Below are 18,237 nucleotides of genomic sequence, written 5' to 3' on the forward strand. Positions count from 1 at the left end.
ATAGGGTAACCCGACTTTTAATGAAACCACACAACGTGTGTCAGAACTGAAGGTAAGTGAATTTCATGGCAATTGCACTGGAGCTTGAACAGCTTAAAAAAACCTATCCGGGCGGCGTTCAGGCGCTGCGCGGAATAGATCTTAAAGTAGAGGCCGGTGATTTTTACGCGCTTCTGGGGCCGAACGGGGCGGGGAAATCGACCACCATTGGGATTATCAGCTCGCTGGTCAATAAAACGTCCGGCCGGGTGAGCGTCTTTGGGTACGACCTGCAAAAAGATGTGGTGAACGCCAAGCGCCAGCTGGGGCTGGTACCGCAGGAGTTCAACTTCAACCCGTTCGAGACGGTGCAGCAAATTGTTGTTAACCAGGCGGGCTATTACGGCGTTGAGCGTAAAGAGGCCCTGGAGCGTAGCGAAAAATACCTTAAGCAGCTCGATCTGTGGGAAAAGCGTAACGAACGCGCGCGCATGTTGTCCGGCGGGATGAAGCGCCGCCTGATGATTGCCCGCGCGCTGATGCACGAGCCAAAACTGCTGATCCTCGATGAGCCGACAGCGGGTGTCGATATCGAACTTCGTCGCTCCATGTGGGGCTTCCTGAAAGATCTCAACGACAAAGGCACCACCATTATTCTGACTACCCACTACCTTGAAGAGGCTGAAATGCTGTGCCGCAACATCGGCATCATTCAGAACGGCGAGCTGGTGGAAAACACCTCGATGAAGAATCTGCTCTCCAAGCTGAAATCCGAAACCTTCATTCTCGATCTGGCGGCGAAAAGCGCGCTGCCAAAACTTGAAGGTTACAACTATCGTCTGGTGGATACCTCGACGCTGGAAGTGGAAGTGCTGCGCGAGCAGGGGATTAACAGCGTGTTCTCGCAGCTGAGCGCGCAGGGGATTCAGGTTTTAAGTATGCGTAACAAAGCGAACCGACTGGAAGAGCTGTTTGTCTCTCTGGTACATGACAAACAAGGAGACAAGGCATGACGCATCTTTACTGGGTCGCGCTGAAAAGTATCTGGGCGAAAGAGATCAACCGCTTTATGCGTATCTGGGTGCAAACCCTGGTGCCGCCGGTCATCACGATGACGCTCTATTTCATCATCTTCGGTAACCTGATTGGCTCCCGGATTGGTGAAATGCACGGCTTTACCTATATGCAGTTTATCGTGCCGGGCCTGATCATGATGGCGGTGATCACTAACGCCTACGCCAACGTAGCGTCGTCGTTCTTCAGCGCCAAGTTCCAGCGCAATATTGAAGAGCTTCTGGTCGCGCCTGTGCCGACGCACGTCATCATCGCGGGCTACGTCGGCGGCGGCGTGGCACGCGGGCTGTGCGTGGGGATCCTGGTCACGGCGATTTCGCTGTTCTTCGTGCCGTTCCAGGTTCACTCGTGGCTGTTTGTCGCGCTGACGCTGCTCCTGACGGCGATCCTGTTCTCGCTGGCCGGTCTGCTGAACGCCGTGTTCGCCAAAACGTTTGACGATATCAGCCTGATCCCGACCTTCGTGCTGACGCCGCTGACCTATCTCGGCGGGGTGTTCTACTCCCTGACGCTGCTGCCACCGTTCTGGCAGGCGCTGTCGCACCTGAACCCGATTGTCTACATGATCAGCGGCTTCCGCTTTGGTTTCCTCGGCATCACCGATGTGCCGCTGTTTACCACGGTGGCGGTGCTGGTGGTGTTTATCATCGCCTTCTACCTGCTCTGCTGGTCGCTGATCCAGCGTGGACGCGGGCTGCGCAGCTAATCTTTTGCCCGGCGACGTTATGTTTGCCGGGCACTTTCTTTGACAGTTATCACCGTAAGCAAACCTTCACTCCGCTAAACTACTTGCCTGCTAAGGAGGGAGTTATGCTGGGATGGGTTATCACCTGCCACGATGAACAGGCGCAGGACATGCTGGATAAGCTTGAAGCCAGATTTGGCCCGCTGGTGCAATGCCGGGCGGTAAACTACTGGCGCGGGTTGAGCACCAACATGCTGAGCCGCATGATGTGCGATGCCCTGCATGAAACGGACACCGGTGATGGCGTGATTTTTCTTACCGATAAATCGGGCGCAGCGCCTTACCGCGCAGCCGCGTTGCTGAGCCATAAGCACGCGTGCTGTGAAGTGATCTCGGGTATTAACCTCTCCCTGCTGGCGTTAATGTATCCGCAGCGTGAAGCCTTAAGCAGCGCTGAGTTTCGCCAGGCCATCGTGGCGCAGGGCGTTCCGGGCGTCAGCAGTTTGTGGCATCAGCAGCAAAAAAATCCTCCTTTCGTCCTGCTCCACGATTTGTATAAGAATTAAACGTGGGTATTGATGTCTCATTTGTTACAATAGCGGCAGTTTTCCGCACCGATTAAGACACCATGCTACCGCGCACTCTTTTCTTGCTATTGATGCTCATTTCCGGCGTCAGCTCAGCCAGTTTACTCAGCCAGCAAACGCTGCCTGCCCAGTACATGCAAACCACCGAAGACGCGGCGATCTGGGCGCAGGTGGGGAACAGCGTGATCAACGTCGGTAACGTGCGCGCCGGGCAGATCCTGGCCGTTGTGCCCGCGGCGGCGGACTACTACGAATTTCGCTTCGGTTTTGGCACGGGGTTTATCGACAAGGGGCACCTCGAGCCGGTTCAGGGGAAACAGCGCGTCGAGGACAGCCTCGGGGATCTCAATAAGCCCCTGAGCAATCAGAACCTCATTACCTGGAAAGACACGCCGGTGTATAACGCGCCGTCGAGCGGCAGCGCGCCTTTCGGCACATTAAGCGCCAATCTGCGCTATCCGATACTGAATAAACTGAAAGACCGTCTGAATCAGACCTGGTTCCAGATCCGCATCGGCAATCGTCTGGCGTGGATCAGCAGCCTGGACGCGCAGGAAGATAACGGACTTCCAATTCTGACCTACCATCATATTTTGCGTGATGAAGAAAACACGCGCTTTCGACATACGTCCACAACGACCAGCGTACGTGCGTTCAACAACCAGATGGCATGGCTACGCGATCAGGGCTATACCACCCTGACGATGTACCAGCTTGAAGGGTACGTGCGTAACAAAATGAACCTGCCTGCAAAATCGGTGGTGATTACCTTTGACGACGGCCTGAAATCGGTCAGCCGCTATGCCTATCCTGTGCTGAAAGAGTACGGCTTCAAGGCTACCGCGTTTATTATCTCTTCCCGCATAAAAGGCCATCCGCAGAAGTGGGATCCTAAATCGCTGCAGTTTATGAGCGTGCAGGAGATTAAGGGAATTCAGGATGTGTTCGATATTCAGTCTCACACCCACTTCCTGCACCGCGTGGATGGGTATAAGCACCCGATTTTACTGAGCCGCAGCTATCACGTGATTTTGTTTGATTTTGAACGCTCGCGTCGCGCGCTGGCGCAGTTTAATCCACGCGTGCTCTATCTTTCCTATCCGTTTGGCGGCTACGACAATAAAGCGATAAAGGCGGCGAATGATGCCGGTTTCCATCTGGCGGTGACGACGGTGAAAGGGAAGGTGAAGCCGGGGGATAATCCGTTCTTACTGAAACGCCTGTACATCTTAAGAACGGATTCGCTGGAGACAATTTCGCGGCTGATCAGCAATCAGCCGCAGGGATAGTGCTTAAGCAACCTGAACCGGAATCGCCTTCGCGGTACGTTTCATGTCGTTGTCGCCTTCAAAGTAGGCAACTTTCGGCTGCCAGCGGCGTGCTTCTTCATCAGACATCATCACGAAGCTGGCGATAATCACAATATCGCCCACGTCCGCGCAGTGCGCTGCCGCGCCGTTAACGGAGATGATTTTAGACCCGCGCTCGGCGGCGATGGCGTAGGTTGAGAAACGTTTGCCGTTGTTAACGTTCCAGATATCAATCGCTTCGTTTTCAAGGATGCCCGCAGCATCAAGGAAATCCTGGTCGATGGCGCAGGAGCCTTCATAGTGCAGGTCGGCCTGGGTGACTTTCACACGGTGAAGCTTACCTTGCAGCATTTTGCGAATCATTACGTTTACCTTTCATCTTCCGGGTAGAGAAACCTACGCCAGTTCAACCACTTTGTTGTCGATTAGGCGGGCCTGACCAAGCCATGCCGCCACCAGAATGACCGCACGTTTGCTGGTCTGTGTAAGCTCCAGAAGCGTGTCGACATCGCGAATTTGAATATCATCAGCGCGGAAGCCTTTATCGTTCAGCGCCTGTTCAGCCAGAGCAATAATCTCTTCGGCAGTTAACTCTTTCGCCAGCAGCTGTTCTGCCATGGTGTTCATGACCTTGCTTAAGCCCGGCGCGATTTTACGCTGGTCCGCGGTCAGGTAGCCATTTCGCGAGCTGAGCGCCAGACCGTCTTTGGCGCGTACAATCGGTACGCCGACAATCTCGATATCGTAGCCCATATCCGCAACCATCTTGCGGATCAGCGCCAGCTGCTGGAAATCTTTCTCACCGAAGCAGGCTACGTCCGGCTGCACCAGGTTGAACAGCTTGCTGACGATGGTCGATACGCCGCGGAAATGACCCGGGCGGCTTGCGCCTTCCAGCATGGTAGAAATGCCCGGTACGTCAACGTAAGTGGCCTCATCGGTACCCTGAGGATAGACATCCGCCGGTGCCGGAGAGAAGACAATATCCGCATGGCGTTTTTTGAGCTTCTCGCAATCTTCCTGCAGGGTGCGCGGATAGCGTGCCAGATCGTCGGCGCGGTCAAACTGCATTGGGTTAACGAAGATACTGACCACCACGATATCTGCACGGGCTCTTGCTTCGTCAACCAGCTTCATATGGCCGTCATGCAGGTTGCCCATGGTCGGGACCAGTGCGATACGTTTACCTTCCTGACGCGCGCGACGGATATGCTGGCGCAGCAGCGGCAGGGTTTCAATGATTAGCACAACGAGACTCCTTAATGGAAACTGTGTTCTTCACCCGGGTAAACACCGGATTCAACGTCGGCAATATACTGCCTGACCGCAGCGCGCATGTCGCCCGCTTCGGTGAGGAAATTTTTGGCAAACTTAGGAATATGCCGGCCGGTGATGCCAAAGGCGTCGTGCATCACCAGGATCTGACCGTCGGTCACGTTGCCTGCGCCAATACCAATCACCGGAATCGACAGGGCTTCAGTAATACGCTTCGCCAGCTCAACCGGCACGCACTCCAGCACCAGCAGCTGAGCGCCTGCGGCTTCCAGCGCCAGGGCATCATCAAACAGCGTCTGGGCGGCGTCACCGCGGCCCTGCACTTTATAGCCACCAAAGATGTTGACGGACTGCGGTGTCAGGCCCAAATGGCCGCACACCGGCACGGCGCGCTCGGTGAGCATCTTCACCGTATCCACCAGCCAGGCACCGCCTTCAATTTTGACCATGTTAGCGCCAGCACGCATGACCGCTGCCGCGTTTTCGAATGCCTGCTCCGGCGTGGCGTAGGCCATAAACGGAAGATCGGAAAGCAGCAGGCAGGCTGGAGCCCCGCGGCGCACCGCACGCGTGTGGTAAGCGATATCCTCAACCGTGACCGGCAGGGTGGAATCATGTCCTTGTACCGTCATCCCTAACGAATCTCCGACCAGCATGACGTTGATACCCTCTTCGGCAAAGAGTTTGGCGAAGCTGTAGTCATACGCGGTGATGGTGGCGAAGCGTTTTTTTTCCTGTTTGCATTTCTGCAGTAAGGAGATGGTGGTTGGTTTCATACTGTTTCCTGATAGCCCAAAAGCGAATCTTTGCGCATTCTAACAGTAACATTCGGGGGAACAATGATTTTAGGTAACCGATTAGCCACAATTATTTTGAGGCTAATCGGCAGGGGAACCGGATCACCAGCGGGCGGGTCTTTCCGCGTTGAGGTTGTCCAGAATGGACTTAAGTGGGGTGCCATCCGGGAAGATGAGATCGGGGGCGACTTCAAACAGCGGCCAGAGCATAAACCCGCGATTTTTCATGTCGTAATGCGGAACGGTGAGACGTTCAGTGTGAATGGTCTCGTGACCAAACAGCATAATGTCGAGGTCCAGCGTGCGCGGTCCCCAGCGCTCGGCTTTGCGCACGCGGCCCTGCTGCAGTTCGATGCGCTGGGTGTTATCCAGCAGCGTTTCGGCATCAAGGGCAGTTTCCAGCACCGCGGCGGCATTGAGATAATCAGGCTGATCCTGCGGGCCCAGCGGCGGCGTGCGGTAGAAAGAGGAGACCGCCACGATCTTGCTTTGTGGGATCTCCCCAAGCGCCTGTAGGGCAGCGTTCACCTGCTCCAGCGGAGAGGCTAAATTGCTGCCGATGGCGATATACGCGAGGGTCATGCTGTCCCTTCACGACGCGGCGCGCGCTTGCGCGGGCGACGATGGCGGCGACGCGGTTCCGGCTCTTCATCCAGACCGGTGAGCATGTCTTTTTGCTCCGGCGGGGCGGAAACCTGGAATTCGGCCCACCACTGCGCCAGGCGCTGCAGCTCCTGGTTGCGTTCAATTTCAGCACGCAGCGACAGCAGATCGAAGGCGGCGCGGAATTTTGGATGCTCCATCAGCTTCCAGGCGCGTTTGCCCTGACGACGGGACATGCGCAGCTGAAGCTGCCAGATATCGCGCACCAGCGTGGTAATGCGTTTTGGAATAGCGAGCGTACGGCACCCTTCGTCCAGCACGTCGTTTGCGGCCAGCGCGAAGGCGTCATAGTAGGCAAGCCCGCTCTCCTGGGTAATTCGCTGGGCCGTTTCCAGCAGCGGATACCAGAACATCGCCGCAAACAGGAACGCCGGATTGACGCGCATGTCGTTGCGAATACGGGTATCGGTATTTTTCAGCACCTGCGCAATCATCCGCTCCATTGGGCTGTCACCGCTTTCGGTGAAGTAGCGGGTAATGGTCGGGAACAGGGGCTGGAACAGATTGTATTCGCGCAGCAGGTTGTAGGTTTCAAAGCCGTGGCCGGCCTGCAGCAGCTTCAGCGCCTCTTCGAACAGGCGGGCAGGCGGCACGTCGTTAATCAACGTCGCCAGGCGCGGAATCGGCTCAGCCGTTTCCGGGCTGATGCGCATATTGAGCTTGGCGGCGAAACGCACGGCGCGCAGCATACGCACGGGATCTTCGCGATAGCGCGTTTCCGGGGTGCCGATCAGGCGAATCAGACCTTCTTTGAGGTCCTGCATGCCGCCGACGTAATCGCGCACGGTGAAATCCGCCACGCTGTAATAAAGGCTGTTAATGGTGAAGTCGCGACGCTGGGCATCTTCTTCGATGGAGCCGAAGATATTGTCACGCAGCAGCATGCCGTTCTGGCCGCGCTGTGACGTGGTGCGATCGGATGCGCCCGCTTCGTGGTGGCCGCGGAAGGTCGCCACTTCGATAATTTCCGGCCCAAACATCACGTGAGCCAGACGGAAACGGCGGCCAACGAGACGGCAGTTGCGGAATAATTTGCGCACCTGTTCAGGCGTGGCGCTGGTCGTCACGTCGAAATCTTTTGGTTTTTTGCCCAGCAGTAAATCACGCACTCCACCGCCCACGAGGTAGGCCTCGTAGCCCGCTTTATTCAGACGATAGAGCACCTTGAGGGCATTTTCACTGATATCTTTGCGGGAAATAGTGTGCTGCTCACGCGGAATAACCGACATGTGTGGCTGTGCAATAGCATCGTTCGCCATGCTCTCTTCGCGGCTTAGCACTTTACGGCAAAAATTAGCGACTCGGGTAAAAATGGTACACCTCGTAGTGTGTTTTGTTATGAAAAAAGCGGCTAATCATAGCTCAGCGCAACGCATTTGAGAATGCTGGATTTTTGGCACTGCCGCGAGCGTCCAGTTGGCAACGGCCATTTTCAGCAGTTCGTCAATACGCAGATCCTGCCATTCGTTGGTTACATTCTGGTTGAGAAACCGCAGCGCGTCGATCAAAACAGGACGCGGATCGCCGTCTGGCAGGGCCGGGGCGTGGTTCTGCTTTGACAATTTAAAGCCCTGCGCATTAACCGCCAGCGGCAGATGAATGTAGTCCGGCGCCGTCCAGCCAAACTGGTGATACAACGATATTTGTCGCACGGTCGGTTCGACCAGATCCGCCCCGCGCACAATTTCCGTCACGCCCTGGAAACGATCGTCGACGACCACGGCCAGGTTGTAGGCGAAAAGGCCGTCACGACGGTGAATAATAAAATCCTCACGCGCCAGACGTTCATCGGCATGAATCTCACCGGAGAGGAGATCGTTAAAGCGCGTCACCGGGGAGCGCTGCTTGATGCGCACGGCGGCATTTTCCGGGGGAAGGTTGAGCGTGCAGCAATGGCCGTCATAGACCCCTCCCACGCTCTGGATACGCGCGCGGGTGCAGGTGCAGTTATAGGAAAGCCCCCGATCGCGAAGCCAGGCCAGACGTTCCCGATAGGCATCGTGACGTTTTGACTGCCAGAGAACCTCGTCATCCCAGTGAAGACCGTAATGTTCCAGCTGACGCAGAATAGTGTCTGCAGCACCGGGAACTTCACGCGGAGGGTCGATATCTTCAATGCGGACAAGCCATTTGCCCTGACGGGCGCGAGCCTGCAGGTAGCTGCCGAGCGCGGCAATTAATGAGCCGAAGTGTAATTCACCGGAAGGAGATGGCGCGAAGCGCCCAATATAGTGTGATTCAGACATATCAACAGTAACAAGGCGGGAGAGACTCCCGCCTTTAGAGTGTGTAAACAGCGCTGGTATTAACCGGCCATCTGTTTTTCGCGGATTTCGGCCAGCGTTTTACAGTCGATGCACAGATCGGCGGTTGGACGCGCTTCCAGGCGACGAATACCAATTTCAACACCGCAGGATTCGCAGTAGCCAAAATCTTCGTCTTCGACTTTTTTCAGCGTTTTCTCGATCTTTTTGATCAGTTTGCGTTCGCGGTCACGGTTACGCAGTTCGAGGCTGAACTCTTCTTCCTGAGCGGCACGGTCTACCGGATCCGGGAAGTTAGCAGCTTCATCCTGCATATGAGTAACGGTGCGATCGACTTCATCCCTGAGTTGATTACGCCATGCTTCAAGAATACGCTTGAAGTGCGACAGCTGGGCTTCGTTCATATACTCTTCGCCCGGCTTCTCTTGATACGGCTCCACCCCAGCGATGGCGAGAATACTCAGGGACGATGTTTTACGGTTTTGCCCTTCTTGCATGTTGCTTCTCCTTAACACGCACTATCGATCCCCGTGTTGGGGGAAAAATCAGGTCGCTATAAATAGCAGATGCTTTTCCGTATGGCAATTATCTAAACGTAACACTTGACAAGCCTGTGAGGAAAAGCGTATTTGCGCACGCGGCCAGAACACTTATTCGACAATCGTCTAATCCCTTATAAGACAATGGGAAGAGAGGATCTCAGAGTCATATTATCGGCAGAAAGTTCCGCTTTATAAGCGAAAACCTCTACCCCCTGCTTTTGTGCCTCATTCAACAATTGCGCGTATTTAGGATCAATATGGCGGGCAGGGGAGAAACGTTCAATGGCTGAATGCAACACCGCAAACAGCAATACGGCGCGTTTGCCCGCCGCCGCAACACTCATTAGCTCTCGCAGATGCTTCTGGCCACGTAGCGTTACCGCATCCGGGAAGTAGCCATTTTCCTGTTCCGCTAACGTCACTGATTTCACTTCAATATAGCACTCAGGCCTGTCTTCCGCCTGTAACATGAAGTCAATTCTGCTGCCTTCATCGCCATATTTCACTTCACTTTTATGCGTGCCATATCCCACCAGTTCGGGAATGGCGCCAAGGGTCAGCGCTTCCTTAACCAGCTGATTTGCGCGCAGGGTGTTAACGCAAATAAATGCCCCGTTTTGCGTTTCGGTCATTTCCCAGGTATGGGCATATTTGCGTTTACTATTTTCTGATGTGGAATACCAGACCCTGTCACCTGGCGTCGCACACCCCGTCATGGCGCCGGTATTGGGGCAGTGCAGGGTGAGCTGAACCCCTTCGGGGGTAATCACGTCGGCGAGGAAGCGTTTGTAGCGTTGGATAAGCGTGGCGTGCTGCAGGGGAGGACTAAACTTCATCGGAATTCCTTTCGGTGTTGCCCAGCGTCCAGCGCTGTAGCGGCGTATAGCGGGTGCGTCCCTGTGCAAAGACGGATTCATAAAGCGCGAATGCGTTGACCGGAAAGGCCCAGTGAAAACCCGGCGGCGGGATGGCAACGGCCTGACCGGCATCGCGCAGCAGCGTGATGTGCGGATGAAACGGCTGCGGGCTCTGATAACAGCCGCTGCGCGCCGCCTGCGCGCGCAGCATATTTGCCAGCTGCAATAATCCGCGCGGCGGCTGGCGCGTTCCCAGCCAGACCACGCGCGAACGCAGCCACTGACCCGCGTCGTCGAGTTGCAGCGTAAATTCCGGCTGGGCAATACGCCCGGCCATGGCGGCTAACGCCCGCTGTTTTTCGGTGCTGACGTCGCCCAAAAAGGCCAGCGTCAGGTGCAGGTTGGCCGCCGCGACAGGGCGGCCTGCTTCCGGCGGGAAGTTGTCGGCACGCCAGCGAACAATTTGACGCTGTATCGCGGTGGGCAATTCAATGGCAAAAAACAGCCGTTTCGACTCAGGCATACGGAGGACTCGGTAATGATATGCGCCGATGCTACAATGTACGCCGACTAATGTTAACCCTCTGGAGCTGTTAGTGTCCTCATTGCCGGTCGCCGTCATTCTTCCTGAGCTTCTCGCTGCCTTACGCCATTCCCCGCAGGTTTTGCTGAATGCCCCTACGGGCGCGGGCAAGTCCACCTGGCTGCCGCTGCAGATTCTGAAAGACGGAAATATCCGCGGGAAAATTATCCTGCTGGAGCCGCGCAGGCTGGCCGCGCGCAACGTGGCGCAACGTCTGGCGGAACTGCTGAATGAAAAACCGGGCGAAACGGTAGGTTACAGGATGCGTGCCGAGACCTGCGTTGGCCCAACCACGCGTCTTGAAGTGGTCACCGAGGGTATTCTCACCCGCATGCTGCAAAACGATCCGGAGCTGACCAGCGTCGGGCTGGTGATCCTCGATGAATTCCACGAGCGCAGCCTGCAGGCGGATCTGGCCCTCGCGCTGTTGCTGGACGTGCAGCAGGGGCTACGCGACGATCTCCGGCTGCTGATAATGTCGGCTACGCTGGACAACGAGCGGCTACGACAGGCATTACCCGATGCGCCAGTCATCAGCTCAGAAGGGCGGGCGTTTCCGGTTGAACGCCGCTATCAGCCGCTTCCCCCCCATCAGCGTTTTGACGAGGCCGTCGCCATTGCCACGGCTGAGCTGCTGCGCCAGGAAGCCGGTTCCCTGCTGCTGTTTTTGCCCGGCGTCGGTGAAATTCAGCGCGTGCAGGAGCAGCTTTCTACCCGCGTAGGCGGCGACGTGCTGCTTTGCCCGCTCTACGGCGCGTTGTCGCTACAGGATCAGCGTAAAGCGATTGTTCCTGCGCCGGCGGGGCAGCGCAAGGTGGTGCTGGCAACCAACATTGCTGAGACCAGTTTGACCATTGAAGGGATTCGCCTGGTGGTGGATAGCGCGCAGGAGAGGGTGGCAAGCTTTGACCCGCGCACCGGGCTGACTAAACTCCTGACGCAGCGCATCAGCCAGGCGTCGATGGTGCAGCGCGCGGGCCGCGCGGGGCGTCTTGAGCCGGGCATCTGCCTGCATTTGACCAGCGCGGAGCAGGCTGAACGCGCCGCACAGCAAAGCACGCCGGAAATTTTACAAAGCGATTTGTCTGGTCTGGTGATGGATCTGCTGCAGTGGGGCTGTCCGAACCCTGAGCAGCTCACCTGGCTTAATCCTCCTCCTGTCGTAAACCTCACCGCTGCGCGCACCCTGCTGACCCAGCTTGGCGCGCTGGAAGGCGAGCGTCTGACGGCGCGCGGCCAGAAAATGGCGGCGCTGGGCAACGATCCGCGTCTGGCCGCGATGCTGGTGGCCGCGCAAGGGGATGATGAAATTGCCACGGCGGCAAAACTGGCGGCTATTCTTGAGGAGCCGCCTCGCGGTGGCAGCAGCGATCTGGGGCAGGCGTTTTCGCGCACTCAGGGTAACTGGCAGCAGCGGGCGCAGCAGCTGAGCAAACGCCTGAATAGCCGGGGAGGAGCGCCTGACAGCGATAAGATTGCCTTCCTGCTGGCCCTGGCTTTCCCGGACAGGATCGCGCGTCGGCGCGGGCTGGACGGTCGCTACCAGCTGGCAAACGGCATGGGGGCGATGCTGGACAGCGATGATGCGCTGACGCGTCACGAGTGGCTGATCGCCCCGCTGTTGCTGCAAGGCAGCCATTCTCCGGATGCGCGTATCCTGCAGGCGATAGCCGTAGAGATTGACGCTCTGACGCGAGCCTGTCCGCAGCTGCTTCAGCAATCTGATACCGTGGAATGGGATGACGCCCAGGGCACGCTGAAGGCCTTTCGTCGTAGCCAGATTGGCAAGTTGACGCTTGGGACGAAGCCGCTGGCGAAGCCGTCGGAAGACGAGCTTCATCAGGCCATGCTGAACGGAATTCGGGAAAAAGGGCTGAGCGCCCTGAACTGGACGCCGGAAGCGGAGCAGTACCGCATTCGTCTGCACTGCGCCGCGAAGTGGCTACCGGAATACGGTTGGCCTGCGGTGGATGACGAGACGCTGCTCGCTACGCTTGAGCGCTGGCTACTGCCGCAAATGAGCGGCGTACACTCTCTGCGAGCCCTTAAGGCGCTTGATGTTAAGACCGCGTTACAGAATTTACTGGACTGGTCATCACGTCAACGTCTGGATAGTGAACTGCCAGGGCATTACACTGTGCCGACCGGAAGCCGGATTGCCATCCGTTATCATGAGGATAATCCGCCGGCGCTGGCGGTTCGGATGCAGGAGATGTTTGGTGAAGCCACCACGCCGTCCATTGCGGAAGGGCGTGTGCCGTTAGTGCTTGAGCTGCTGTCGCCTGCGCATCGTCCATTACAAATCACCCGAGATTTGGGGGCGTTCTGGGCGGGAAGCTACCGTGAAGTGCAGAAAGAGATGAAGGGGCGATATCCCAAACATGTCTGGCCGGACGATCCGGCGAATACGGCGCCGACGCGGCGAACGAAGAAATATTCGTAAGTTAGGTGGAAGAGGGGAGTGCGGCCTGATGCCCTCACCCCGACTCTCTCCCGCGGGGAGAGGGAGAAAACAAATTTTGAGAGATTTCTTCTTTCACAGACCTGTGAAAGAAAAGAAAATCTGGCCTTTGCGCCTGAAAGTTGCGGAGAAAAAGCATGGCGGGGAATGACCGCGAGCCAATAGGACGTAAGGGAAAACCAGCGCGTCCGGCGAAAGAAAAGGTAAGCCGTCGTCGCCTCAGAGATGAGGACTATGACGAAGACTATGAAGACGATTATGAGGATGAAGAACCGATGCCGCGTAATGGAAAAGGCAAAGGGCGTAAGCCTCGGGGCAAACGCGGCTGGTTCTGGCTGCTGCTGAAGCTGTTTATTGTTTTTGTTGTCCTGATGGCGATTTACGGCGTGTATCTGGATCAGAAGATCCGCAGCCGTATCGACGGTAAAGTCTGGCAGCTACCTGCGGCAGTGTATGGCCGTATGGTGAACCTTGAGCCAGATATGTCCATCACCAAAAACGAGATGGTCAAACTGCTGGAAGCCACCCAGTACCGTCAGGTGTCTAAAATGACCCGTCCTGGCGAATTTACCGTGCAGGCCAACAGCATTGAGATGATCCGTCGTCCGTTTGATTTCCCGGACAGCAAAGAGGGGCAGGTGCGCGCGCGTCTGACCTTTGACGGCGATCGTCTGGACACCATCGAGAACATGGATAACAACCGTCAGTTCGGTTTCTTCCGCCTCGATCCGCGTCTGATCACCATGCTTTCGTCAGCAAACGGCGAGCAGCGCCTGTTCGTGGCGCGTAACGGCTTCCCGGATCTGCTGGTGGATACCCTGCTGGCAACCGAAGACCGTCACTTCTACGAGCACGATGGCATCAGCCTCTACTCGATTGGTCGTGCGGTGCTGGCTAACCTCACTGCCGGTCGTACCGTGCAGGGAGCGAGTACGCTGACCCAGCAGCTGGTGAAGAACCTGTTCCTCTCCAGCGAACGTTCTTACTGGCGTAAAGCGAACGAAGCCTACATGGCCGTGCTGATGGATGCGCGCTACAGCAAGGATCGTATCCTTGAGCTGTACATGAACGAGGTGTACCTCGGTCAGAGCGGCGATAACGAAATCCGCGGCTTCCCGCTGGCGAGTCTGTACTACTTTGGCCGTCCGGTGGAAGAGCTGAGCCTGGACCAGCAGGCGCTGCTGGTGGGCATGGTGAAAGGGGCGTCCATTTATAACCCGTGGCGCAACCCGAAACTGGCGCTGGAGCGTCGTAACCTCGTTCTGCGTCTGTTGCAACAGCAGCAGGTGATTGACCAGGAGCTGTACGACATGCTGAGCGCGCGTCCGCTCGGCGTTCAGCCGCGCGGCGGCGTGATCTCCCCGCAGCCAGCGTTTATGCAGCTGGTGCGTCAGGAGCTGCAAAGCAAGCTCGGTGATAAGGTCAAAGATCTCTCCGGCGTGAAGATCTTCACCACCTTTGACTCCGTGGCGCAGGATGCGGCCGAAAAAGCGGCTGTGGAAGGCATTCCGGCGCTGAAGAAACAGCGTAAGCTCTCCGATCTTGAAACCGCGATGGTGGTGGTTGACCGTAACACCGGCGAAGTGCGCGCGATGGTGGGCGGGGCCGAGCCGCAGTTTGCAGGCTACAACCGTGCGATGCAGGCGCGTCGCTCAATCGGCTCTCTGGCAAAACCGGCAACCTACCTCACAGCCCTGAGCCAGCCAAATCAGTATCGCCTGAATACCTGGATTGCGGATGCGCCGATCTCCCTGCGCCAGCCTAACGGCCAGGTCTGGTCACCGCAGAACGATGATAAACAGTTCAGCGGCCAGGTCATGCTGGTGGATGCGTTGACCCGTTCCATGAACGTGCCAACGGTGAACCTGGGCATGTCGCTGGGACTGCCGGCGATTGTCGACACCTGGCAAAAACTGGGCGTGGCGAAAGATCAGCTGCACCCGGTGCCGGCGATGATCCTCGGCGCGCTTAACCTGACGCCAATCGAAGTGGCGCAGGCGTTCCAGACCATTGCCAGCGGGGGCAACCGCGCGCCGCTGTCTGCCCTGCGTTCGGTGATTGCTGAAGATGGCTCCGTGCTGTATCAGAGCTTCCCGCAGGCGGAGCGTGCCGTTCCTGCTCAGGCCGCCTATATGACGCTGTGGACGATGCAGCAGGTCGTGCAGCGCGGTACCGGCCGTCAGCTGGGCGCGAAGTATCCGGGTCTGCATCTGGCGGGTAAAACCGGGACCACCAACAACAACGTCGATACCTGGTTCGCCGGTATTGATGGCCGCGAAGTGGTGATCACCTGGGTAGGCCGCGACAACAACCAGCCGACCAAGCTGTACGGCGCGAGCGGGGCGATGTCGATTTACCAGCGCTATCTGGCAAATCAGTCTCCTGTGCCGCTGAATCTGGTTGCGCCGGAAGATATCGTCGATATGGGCGTGGACAGCTCCGGTAACTTCGTCTGCGGCGGCGGAATACGTACGCTGCCTGTCTGGACGGCAAACCCGGACTCGCTGTGCCAGCAAAGCCAGCCAGAACAGCCAACCGGTAACCCGTTTGACCAGTCTTCTCAACCACAGCAGCCGCAGCAGCAACAGCCGCAGCAGCAGAATGAGAAGAAAGATAGCGACGGTGTCGCGGGCTGGATTAAAGACATGTTCGGCGGTAACTAGCCTTTTAAAGCCCTCTTCCCCGGAAGGGGGCTTTTTTTACCCGTAGACCTCATTTCGTTAACCCTCGCTTTAACTCTGATTAACCCTTCGTTTTCTCTTGATGATTTCTTAAACCCTTAATTCTCATAGGGCCGCTTACTGCTTGCTATGCAACCAGCGTTTCGCATATTATTCTGGCGCTCATAATAATAATTCTCGTTTACGTTATCATTCACTTTCACATCAGAGATTCAACATGGCGCTTTCCAATACTGCTCAGCCAATGAACACGTCGCTGCGTAAGCTCGCGGTCGTCGTCGCCACAGCGGTTGCCGGCATGTCTGCTTATGCTCACGCGGCCGAAACCCCGAAAAAAGAAGAAACCATTACGGTAAACGCAGCTCCTGCGGCACAGGAAAGTGCCTGGGGGCCAGCTGCGACCATCGCCGCACGGCAATCCGCGACCGGAACCAAAACGGATACCCCCATTCAAAAGGTCCCGCAGTCTATTTCTGTCGTCACTGCCGAAGAGATGGCGCTGCATCAGCCGCGCTCGGTGAAAGAAGCCCTGAGCTACACGCCGGGCGTTGCGGTAGGCACGCGCGGCGCGTCTAACACCTATGATTATTTGATCATTCGCGGCTTCGCGGCCGATGGCCAGACGCAGAATAACTACCTCGACGGCATGAAAATGCAGGGGAACTTCTATAACGACGCGGTGATTGATCCTTACATGCTGGAGCGCGCCGAAATCATGCGCGGTCCGGTTTCCGTTCTGTACGGCAAAAGCAGCCCGGGCGGTTTGCTGAACATGGTCAGTAAGCGCCCAACAACCGAGCCGCTGAAAGAGATCCAGTTCAAAGTCGGCACGGATAGCCTGTTCCAGACCGGGTTTGACTTTAGCGATGCGATCGACGACGACGGCGTTTACTCTTATCGCTTAACGGGCGTTGCGCGTTCTAATAACGCTCAGCAGGAGCGTGCGGAAGAGCAGCGTTACGCCATCGCGCCATCGTTCTCCTGGCGTCCGGATGATAAAACTACCTTCACGTTCCTCTCCTACTTCCAGAACGAGCCTGAAACGGGCTACTACGGCTGGCTGCCAAAAGAGGGAACGGTTGAGCCGCTGCCGAACGGCGATCGTCTGCCGACGAACTTCAACGAAGGCGCGAAGAACAATACCTATTCCCGTAACCAGAAAATGGTGGGATACAGCTTCGACCACGAGTTCAACGATACCTTTACCGTGCGTCAGAACCTGCGCTTTGCCGAGAACAAAACCTCGCAAAACAGCGTATACGGTTATGGCGTTTGTACCGACCCGGCAAACAGCGGCAACAAACAGTGTGCCGCGTTAGCGCCATCGGACAAAGGCCATTATCTGGCGCGTAAATACGTTGTCGATAACGAAAAGCTGCAGAACTTTACCGTTGATACCCAGCTGCAGAGCAAATTCGCAACCGGCGAGGTGGACCACGTCCTGCTGACCGGCGTTGACTTTATGCGCATGCGGAATGATATCAACTCCTGGTTCGGTTACGACGACTCTGTTCCGCTGCTGGATCTCTACAATCCGGTGAATAGCGATTTTGATTTCGGCTCAAAAGATCCCGCGACCTCCGGTCCATATCAGATCCTCAACCGTCAGAAACAGACGGGGCTGTACGTTCAGGATCAGGCGCAGTGGGATAAAGTGCTGGTAACCCTGGGCGGCCGTTATGACTGGGCCGATCAGGAATCCTACAACCGCGTGACGAACACCACCTCCAAACGTGATGATACCCAGTTCACCTGGCGCGGTGGCGTTAACTATCTGTTTGATAACGGCGTAACCCCGTACTTTAGCTACAGCGAATCGTTTGAACCGGCATCGCAGACCGATGCTCAGGGCAAACTGTTCTCGCCGTCTAAAGGCAAACAGTACGAAGCGGGCGTGAAATACGTGCCGAACGATCGTCCGATCGTCGTCACCGGTGCGTTGTACCAGCTGACCAAAACCAACAACCTGATGGCGGACCCGGCGGGCTCCTTCTTCTCGGTTCAGGGCGGTGAAATCCGCGCGCGTGGCGTAGAACTGGAAGCGAAAGCGGCCCTGTCTGCGAGCGTTAACCTGGTGGGTTCTTATACCTATACCGACGCGGAATACACCACGGACACCACCTACAAAGGCAACACGCCTGCTCAGGTGCCAAAACACATGGCGTCGTTGTGGGGCGATTACACCCTGTTTGACGGTGCGCTGTCTGGCCTGACGCTGGGCACTGGGGTGCGTTACACCGGCTCTAGCTATGGCGATCCGGCGAACTCCTTCAAGGTGGGCAGCTACACCGTTGTCGATGCGCTGGTCAGATACGATCTGGCACGCGTTGGCATGGCTGGCTCAAACGTGGCGCTGCACGTGAACAACCTGTTCGATCGTGAGTACGTTGCCAGCTGCTTTAATACCTACGGCTGCTTCTGGGGTGCTGAACGTCAGGTTGTTGCCACCGCGACCTTCCGCTTCTAATCTCTCTTCGGG

General features: G+C 56.8%; 16 protein-coding genes. 7 read left to right on the forward strand and 9 right to left on the reverse strand.

Translation table 11 applies throughout. The features are described from left to right. The first annotated feature begins 65 nt into the window (after positions 1 to 65). The 4 genes from F0320_RS03490 to F0320_RS03505 all read left to right on the forward strand — a co-directional run bounded on the left by F0320_RS03490 (position 66) and on the right by F0320_RS03505 (position 3,614). Positions 66 to 992, forward strand: a complete 927-nt coding sequence (locus tag F0320_RS03490) for an ABC transporter ATP-binding protein (RefSeq protein WP_032660633.1) — start codon at positions 66 to 68, stop codon at positions 990 to 992. Beyond that, entirely contained in the window at positions 989 to 1,759 is a 771-nt protein-coding gene (locus tag F0320_RS03495) for an ABC transporter permease (protein WP_023310428.1), read from the forward strand. The genes F0320_RS03490 and F0320_RS03495 overlap by 4 nt, the downstream gene beginning before the upstream one ends. A gap of 104 nt (positions 1,760 to 1,863) precedes the next feature. Beyond that, positions 1,864 to 2,304 (forward strand): PTS sugar transporter subunit IIA, encoded by a 441-nt coding sequence (locus F0320_RS03500; RefSeq protein WP_047651505.1) that lies wholly within the window; start codon positions 1,864 to 1,866, stop codon positions 2,302 to 2,304. Between the two features lie 62 nt (positions 2,305 to 2,366). Continuing rightward, complete coding sequence (locus tag F0320_RS03505) at positions 2,367 to 3,614, forward strand: polysaccharide deacetylase family protein (protein ID WP_126328837.1); 1,248 nt, start codon at positions 2,367 to 2,369, stop codon at positions 3,612 to 3,614. 3 nt (positions 3,615 to 3,617) lie between these two features. Here the strand turns inward: F0320_RS03505 and panD are convergent, their stop codons facing one another. From panD to thpR, 9 genes are all read right to left on the reverse strand, one after another. Then, a complete protein-coding gene (panD, locus tag F0320_RS03510; protein WP_006810068.1) occupies positions 3,618 to 3,998 on the reverse strand; it encodes an aspartate 1-decarboxylase in 381 nt (126 codons plus the stop codon). A 33-nt stretch (positions 3,999 to 4,031) separates the two neighbouring features. Beyond that, positions 4,032 to 4,883, reverse strand: a complete 852-nt coding sequence (gene panC / locus F0320_RS03515) for a pantoate--beta-alanine ligase (protein ID WP_047651502.1) — start codon at positions 4,881 to 4,883, stop codon at positions 4,032 to 4,034. Between the two features lie 11 nt (positions 4,884 to 4,894). Continuing rightward, on the reverse strand, positions 4,895 to 5,686 hold the full coding sequence (panB, locus tag F0320_RS03520; protein WP_126328836.1) for a 3-methyl-2-oxobutanoate hydroxymethyltransferase: 792 nt from the start codon (positions 5,684 to 5,686) through the stop codon (positions 4,895 to 4,897). Between the two features lie 123 nt (positions 5,687 to 5,809). Continuing rightward, the gene (folK, locus tag F0320_RS03525; protein ID WP_126328835.1) at positions 5,810 to 6,289 is read right to left on the reverse strand and encodes a 2-amino-4-hydroxy-6-hydroxymethyldihydropteridine diphosphokinase; all 480 of its coding nucleotides are present in this window, start codon (positions 6,287 to 6,289) and stop codon (positions 5,810 to 5,812) included. Continuing rightward, entirely contained in the window at positions 6,286 to 7,683 is a 1,398-nt protein-coding gene (pcnB, locus tag F0320_RS03530; RefSeq protein ID WP_072162357.1) for a polynucleotide adenylyltransferase PcnB, read from the reverse strand. The genes folK and pcnB overlap by 4 nt, the downstream gene beginning before the upstream one ends. 42 nt (positions 7,684 to 7,725) lie before the next feature. Next, the gene (gluQRS, locus tag F0320_RS03535; RefSeq protein ID WP_126328834.1) at positions 7,726 to 8,616 is read right to left on the reverse strand and encodes a tRNA glutamyl-Q(34) synthetase GluQRS; all 891 of its coding nucleotides are present in this window, start codon (positions 8,614 to 8,616) and stop codon (positions 7,726 to 7,728) included. Positions 8,617 to 8,675: 59 nt separating this feature from the next. Next, positions 8,676 to 9,131, reverse strand: coding sequence for an RNA polymerase-binding protein DksA (gene dksA, locus F0320_RS03540; RefSeq protein ID WP_001155232.1), 456 nt, complete (start codon positions 9,129 to 9,131; stop codon positions 8,676 to 8,678). Between the two features lie 176 nt (positions 9,132 to 9,307). Further along, positions 9,308 to 10,012, reverse strand: coding sequence for a DNA/RNA nuclease SfsA (sfsA, locus tag F0320_RS03545; RefSeq protein WP_047646650.1), 705 nt, complete (start codon positions 10,010 to 10,012; stop codon positions 9,308 to 9,310). Continuing rightward, complete coding sequence (gene thpR, locus F0320_RS03550) at positions 10,002 to 10,556, reverse strand: RNA 2',3'-cyclic phosphodiesterase (protein WP_126328833.1); 555 nt, start codon at positions 10,554 to 10,556, stop codon at positions 10,002 to 10,004. The genes sfsA and thpR overlap by 11 nt, the downstream gene beginning before the upstream one ends. A gap of 73 nt (positions 10,557 to 10,629) precedes the next feature. On the opposite strand from thpR, the gene hrpB reads away from it, so the two are divergent. The 3 genes from hrpB (at position 10,630) to fhuA (ending at position 18,225) form a co-directional block, all read left to right on the forward strand. Beyond that, positions 10,630 to 13,059: an ATP-dependent helicase HrpB gene (gene hrpB, locus F0320_RS03555; protein ID WP_126328832.1), complete on the forward strand. Its 2,430-nt coding sequence runs from the start codon at positions 10,630 to 10,632 to the stop codon at positions 13,057 to 13,059. 155 nt (positions 13,060 to 13,214) lie between these two features. Further along, on the forward strand, positions 13,215 to 15,740 hold the full coding sequence (gene mrcB, locus F0320_RS03560) for a bifunctional glycosyl transferase/transpeptidase (RefSeq protein ID WP_126328831.1): 2,526 nt from the start codon (positions 13,215 to 13,217) through the stop codon (positions 15,738 to 15,740). Between the two features lie 235 nt (positions 15,741 to 15,975). Beyond that, a complete protein-coding gene (gene fhuA / locus F0320_RS03565; protein WP_126328830.1) occupies positions 15,976 to 18,225 on the forward strand; it encodes a ferrichrome porin FhuA in 2,250 nt (749 codons plus the stop codon). Positions 18,226 to 18,237 lie beyond the last annotated feature (12 nt).

Source organism: Enterobacter dykesii (genome assembly GCF_008364625.2).
Taxonomy (GTDB): domain Bacteria; phylum Pseudomonadota; class Gammaproteobacteria; order Enterobacterales; family Enterobacteriaceae; genus Enterobacter; species Enterobacter dykesii.

Bases quoted from the DNA above. Each gene is read 5' to 3' on its own strand.
- F0320_RS03490 (WP_032660633.1), top strand. From the start codon at position 66: ATGGCAATTGCACTGGAGCTTGAACAGCTTAAAAAAACCTATCCGGGC.
- F0320_RS03495 (WP_023310428.1), top strand. From the start codon at position 989: ATGACGCATCTTTACTGGGTCGCGCTGAAAAGTATCTGGGCGAAAGAG.
- F0320_RS03500 (WP_047651505.1), top strand. From the start codon at position 1,864: ATGCTGGGATGGGTTATCACCTGCCACGATGAACAGGCGCAGGACATG.
- F0320_RS03505 (WP_126328837.1), top strand. From the start codon at position 2,367: ATGCTACCGCGCACTCTTTTCTTGCTATTGATGCTCATTTCCGGCGTC.
- panD (WP_006810068.1), bottom strand. From the start codon at position 3,998: ATGATTCGCAAAATGCTGCAAGGTAAGCTTCACCGTGTGAAAGTCACC.
- panB (WP_126328836.1), bottom strand. From the start codon at position 5,686: ATGAAACCAACCACCATCTCCTTACTGCAGAAATGCAAACAGGAAAAA.
- folK (WP_126328835.1), bottom strand. From the start codon at position 6,289: ATGACCCTCGCGTATATCGCCATCGGCAGCAATTTAGCCTCTCCGCTG.
- gluQRS (WP_126328834.1), bottom strand. From the start codon at position 8,616: ATGTCTGAATCACACTATATTGGGCGCTTCGCGCCATCTCCTTCCGGT.
- dksA (WP_001155232.1), bottom strand. From the start codon at position 9,131: ATGCAAGAAGGGCAAAACCGTAAAACATCGTCCCTGAGTATTCTCGCC.
- sfsA (WP_047646650.1), bottom strand. From the start codon at position 10,012: ATGAAGTTTAGTCCTCCCCTGCAGCACGCCACGCTTATCCAACGCTAC.
- thpR (WP_126328833.1), bottom strand. From the start codon at position 10,556: ATGCCTGAGTCGAAACGGCTGTTTTTTGCCATTGAATTGCCCACCGCG.
- mrcB (WP_126328831.1), top strand. From the start codon at position 13,215: ATGGCGGGGAATGACCGCGAGCCAATAGGACGTAAGGGAAAACCAGCG.
- fhuA (WP_126328830.1), top strand. From the start codon at position 15,976: ATGGCGCTTTCCAATACTGCTCAGCCAATGAACACGTCGCTGCGTAAG.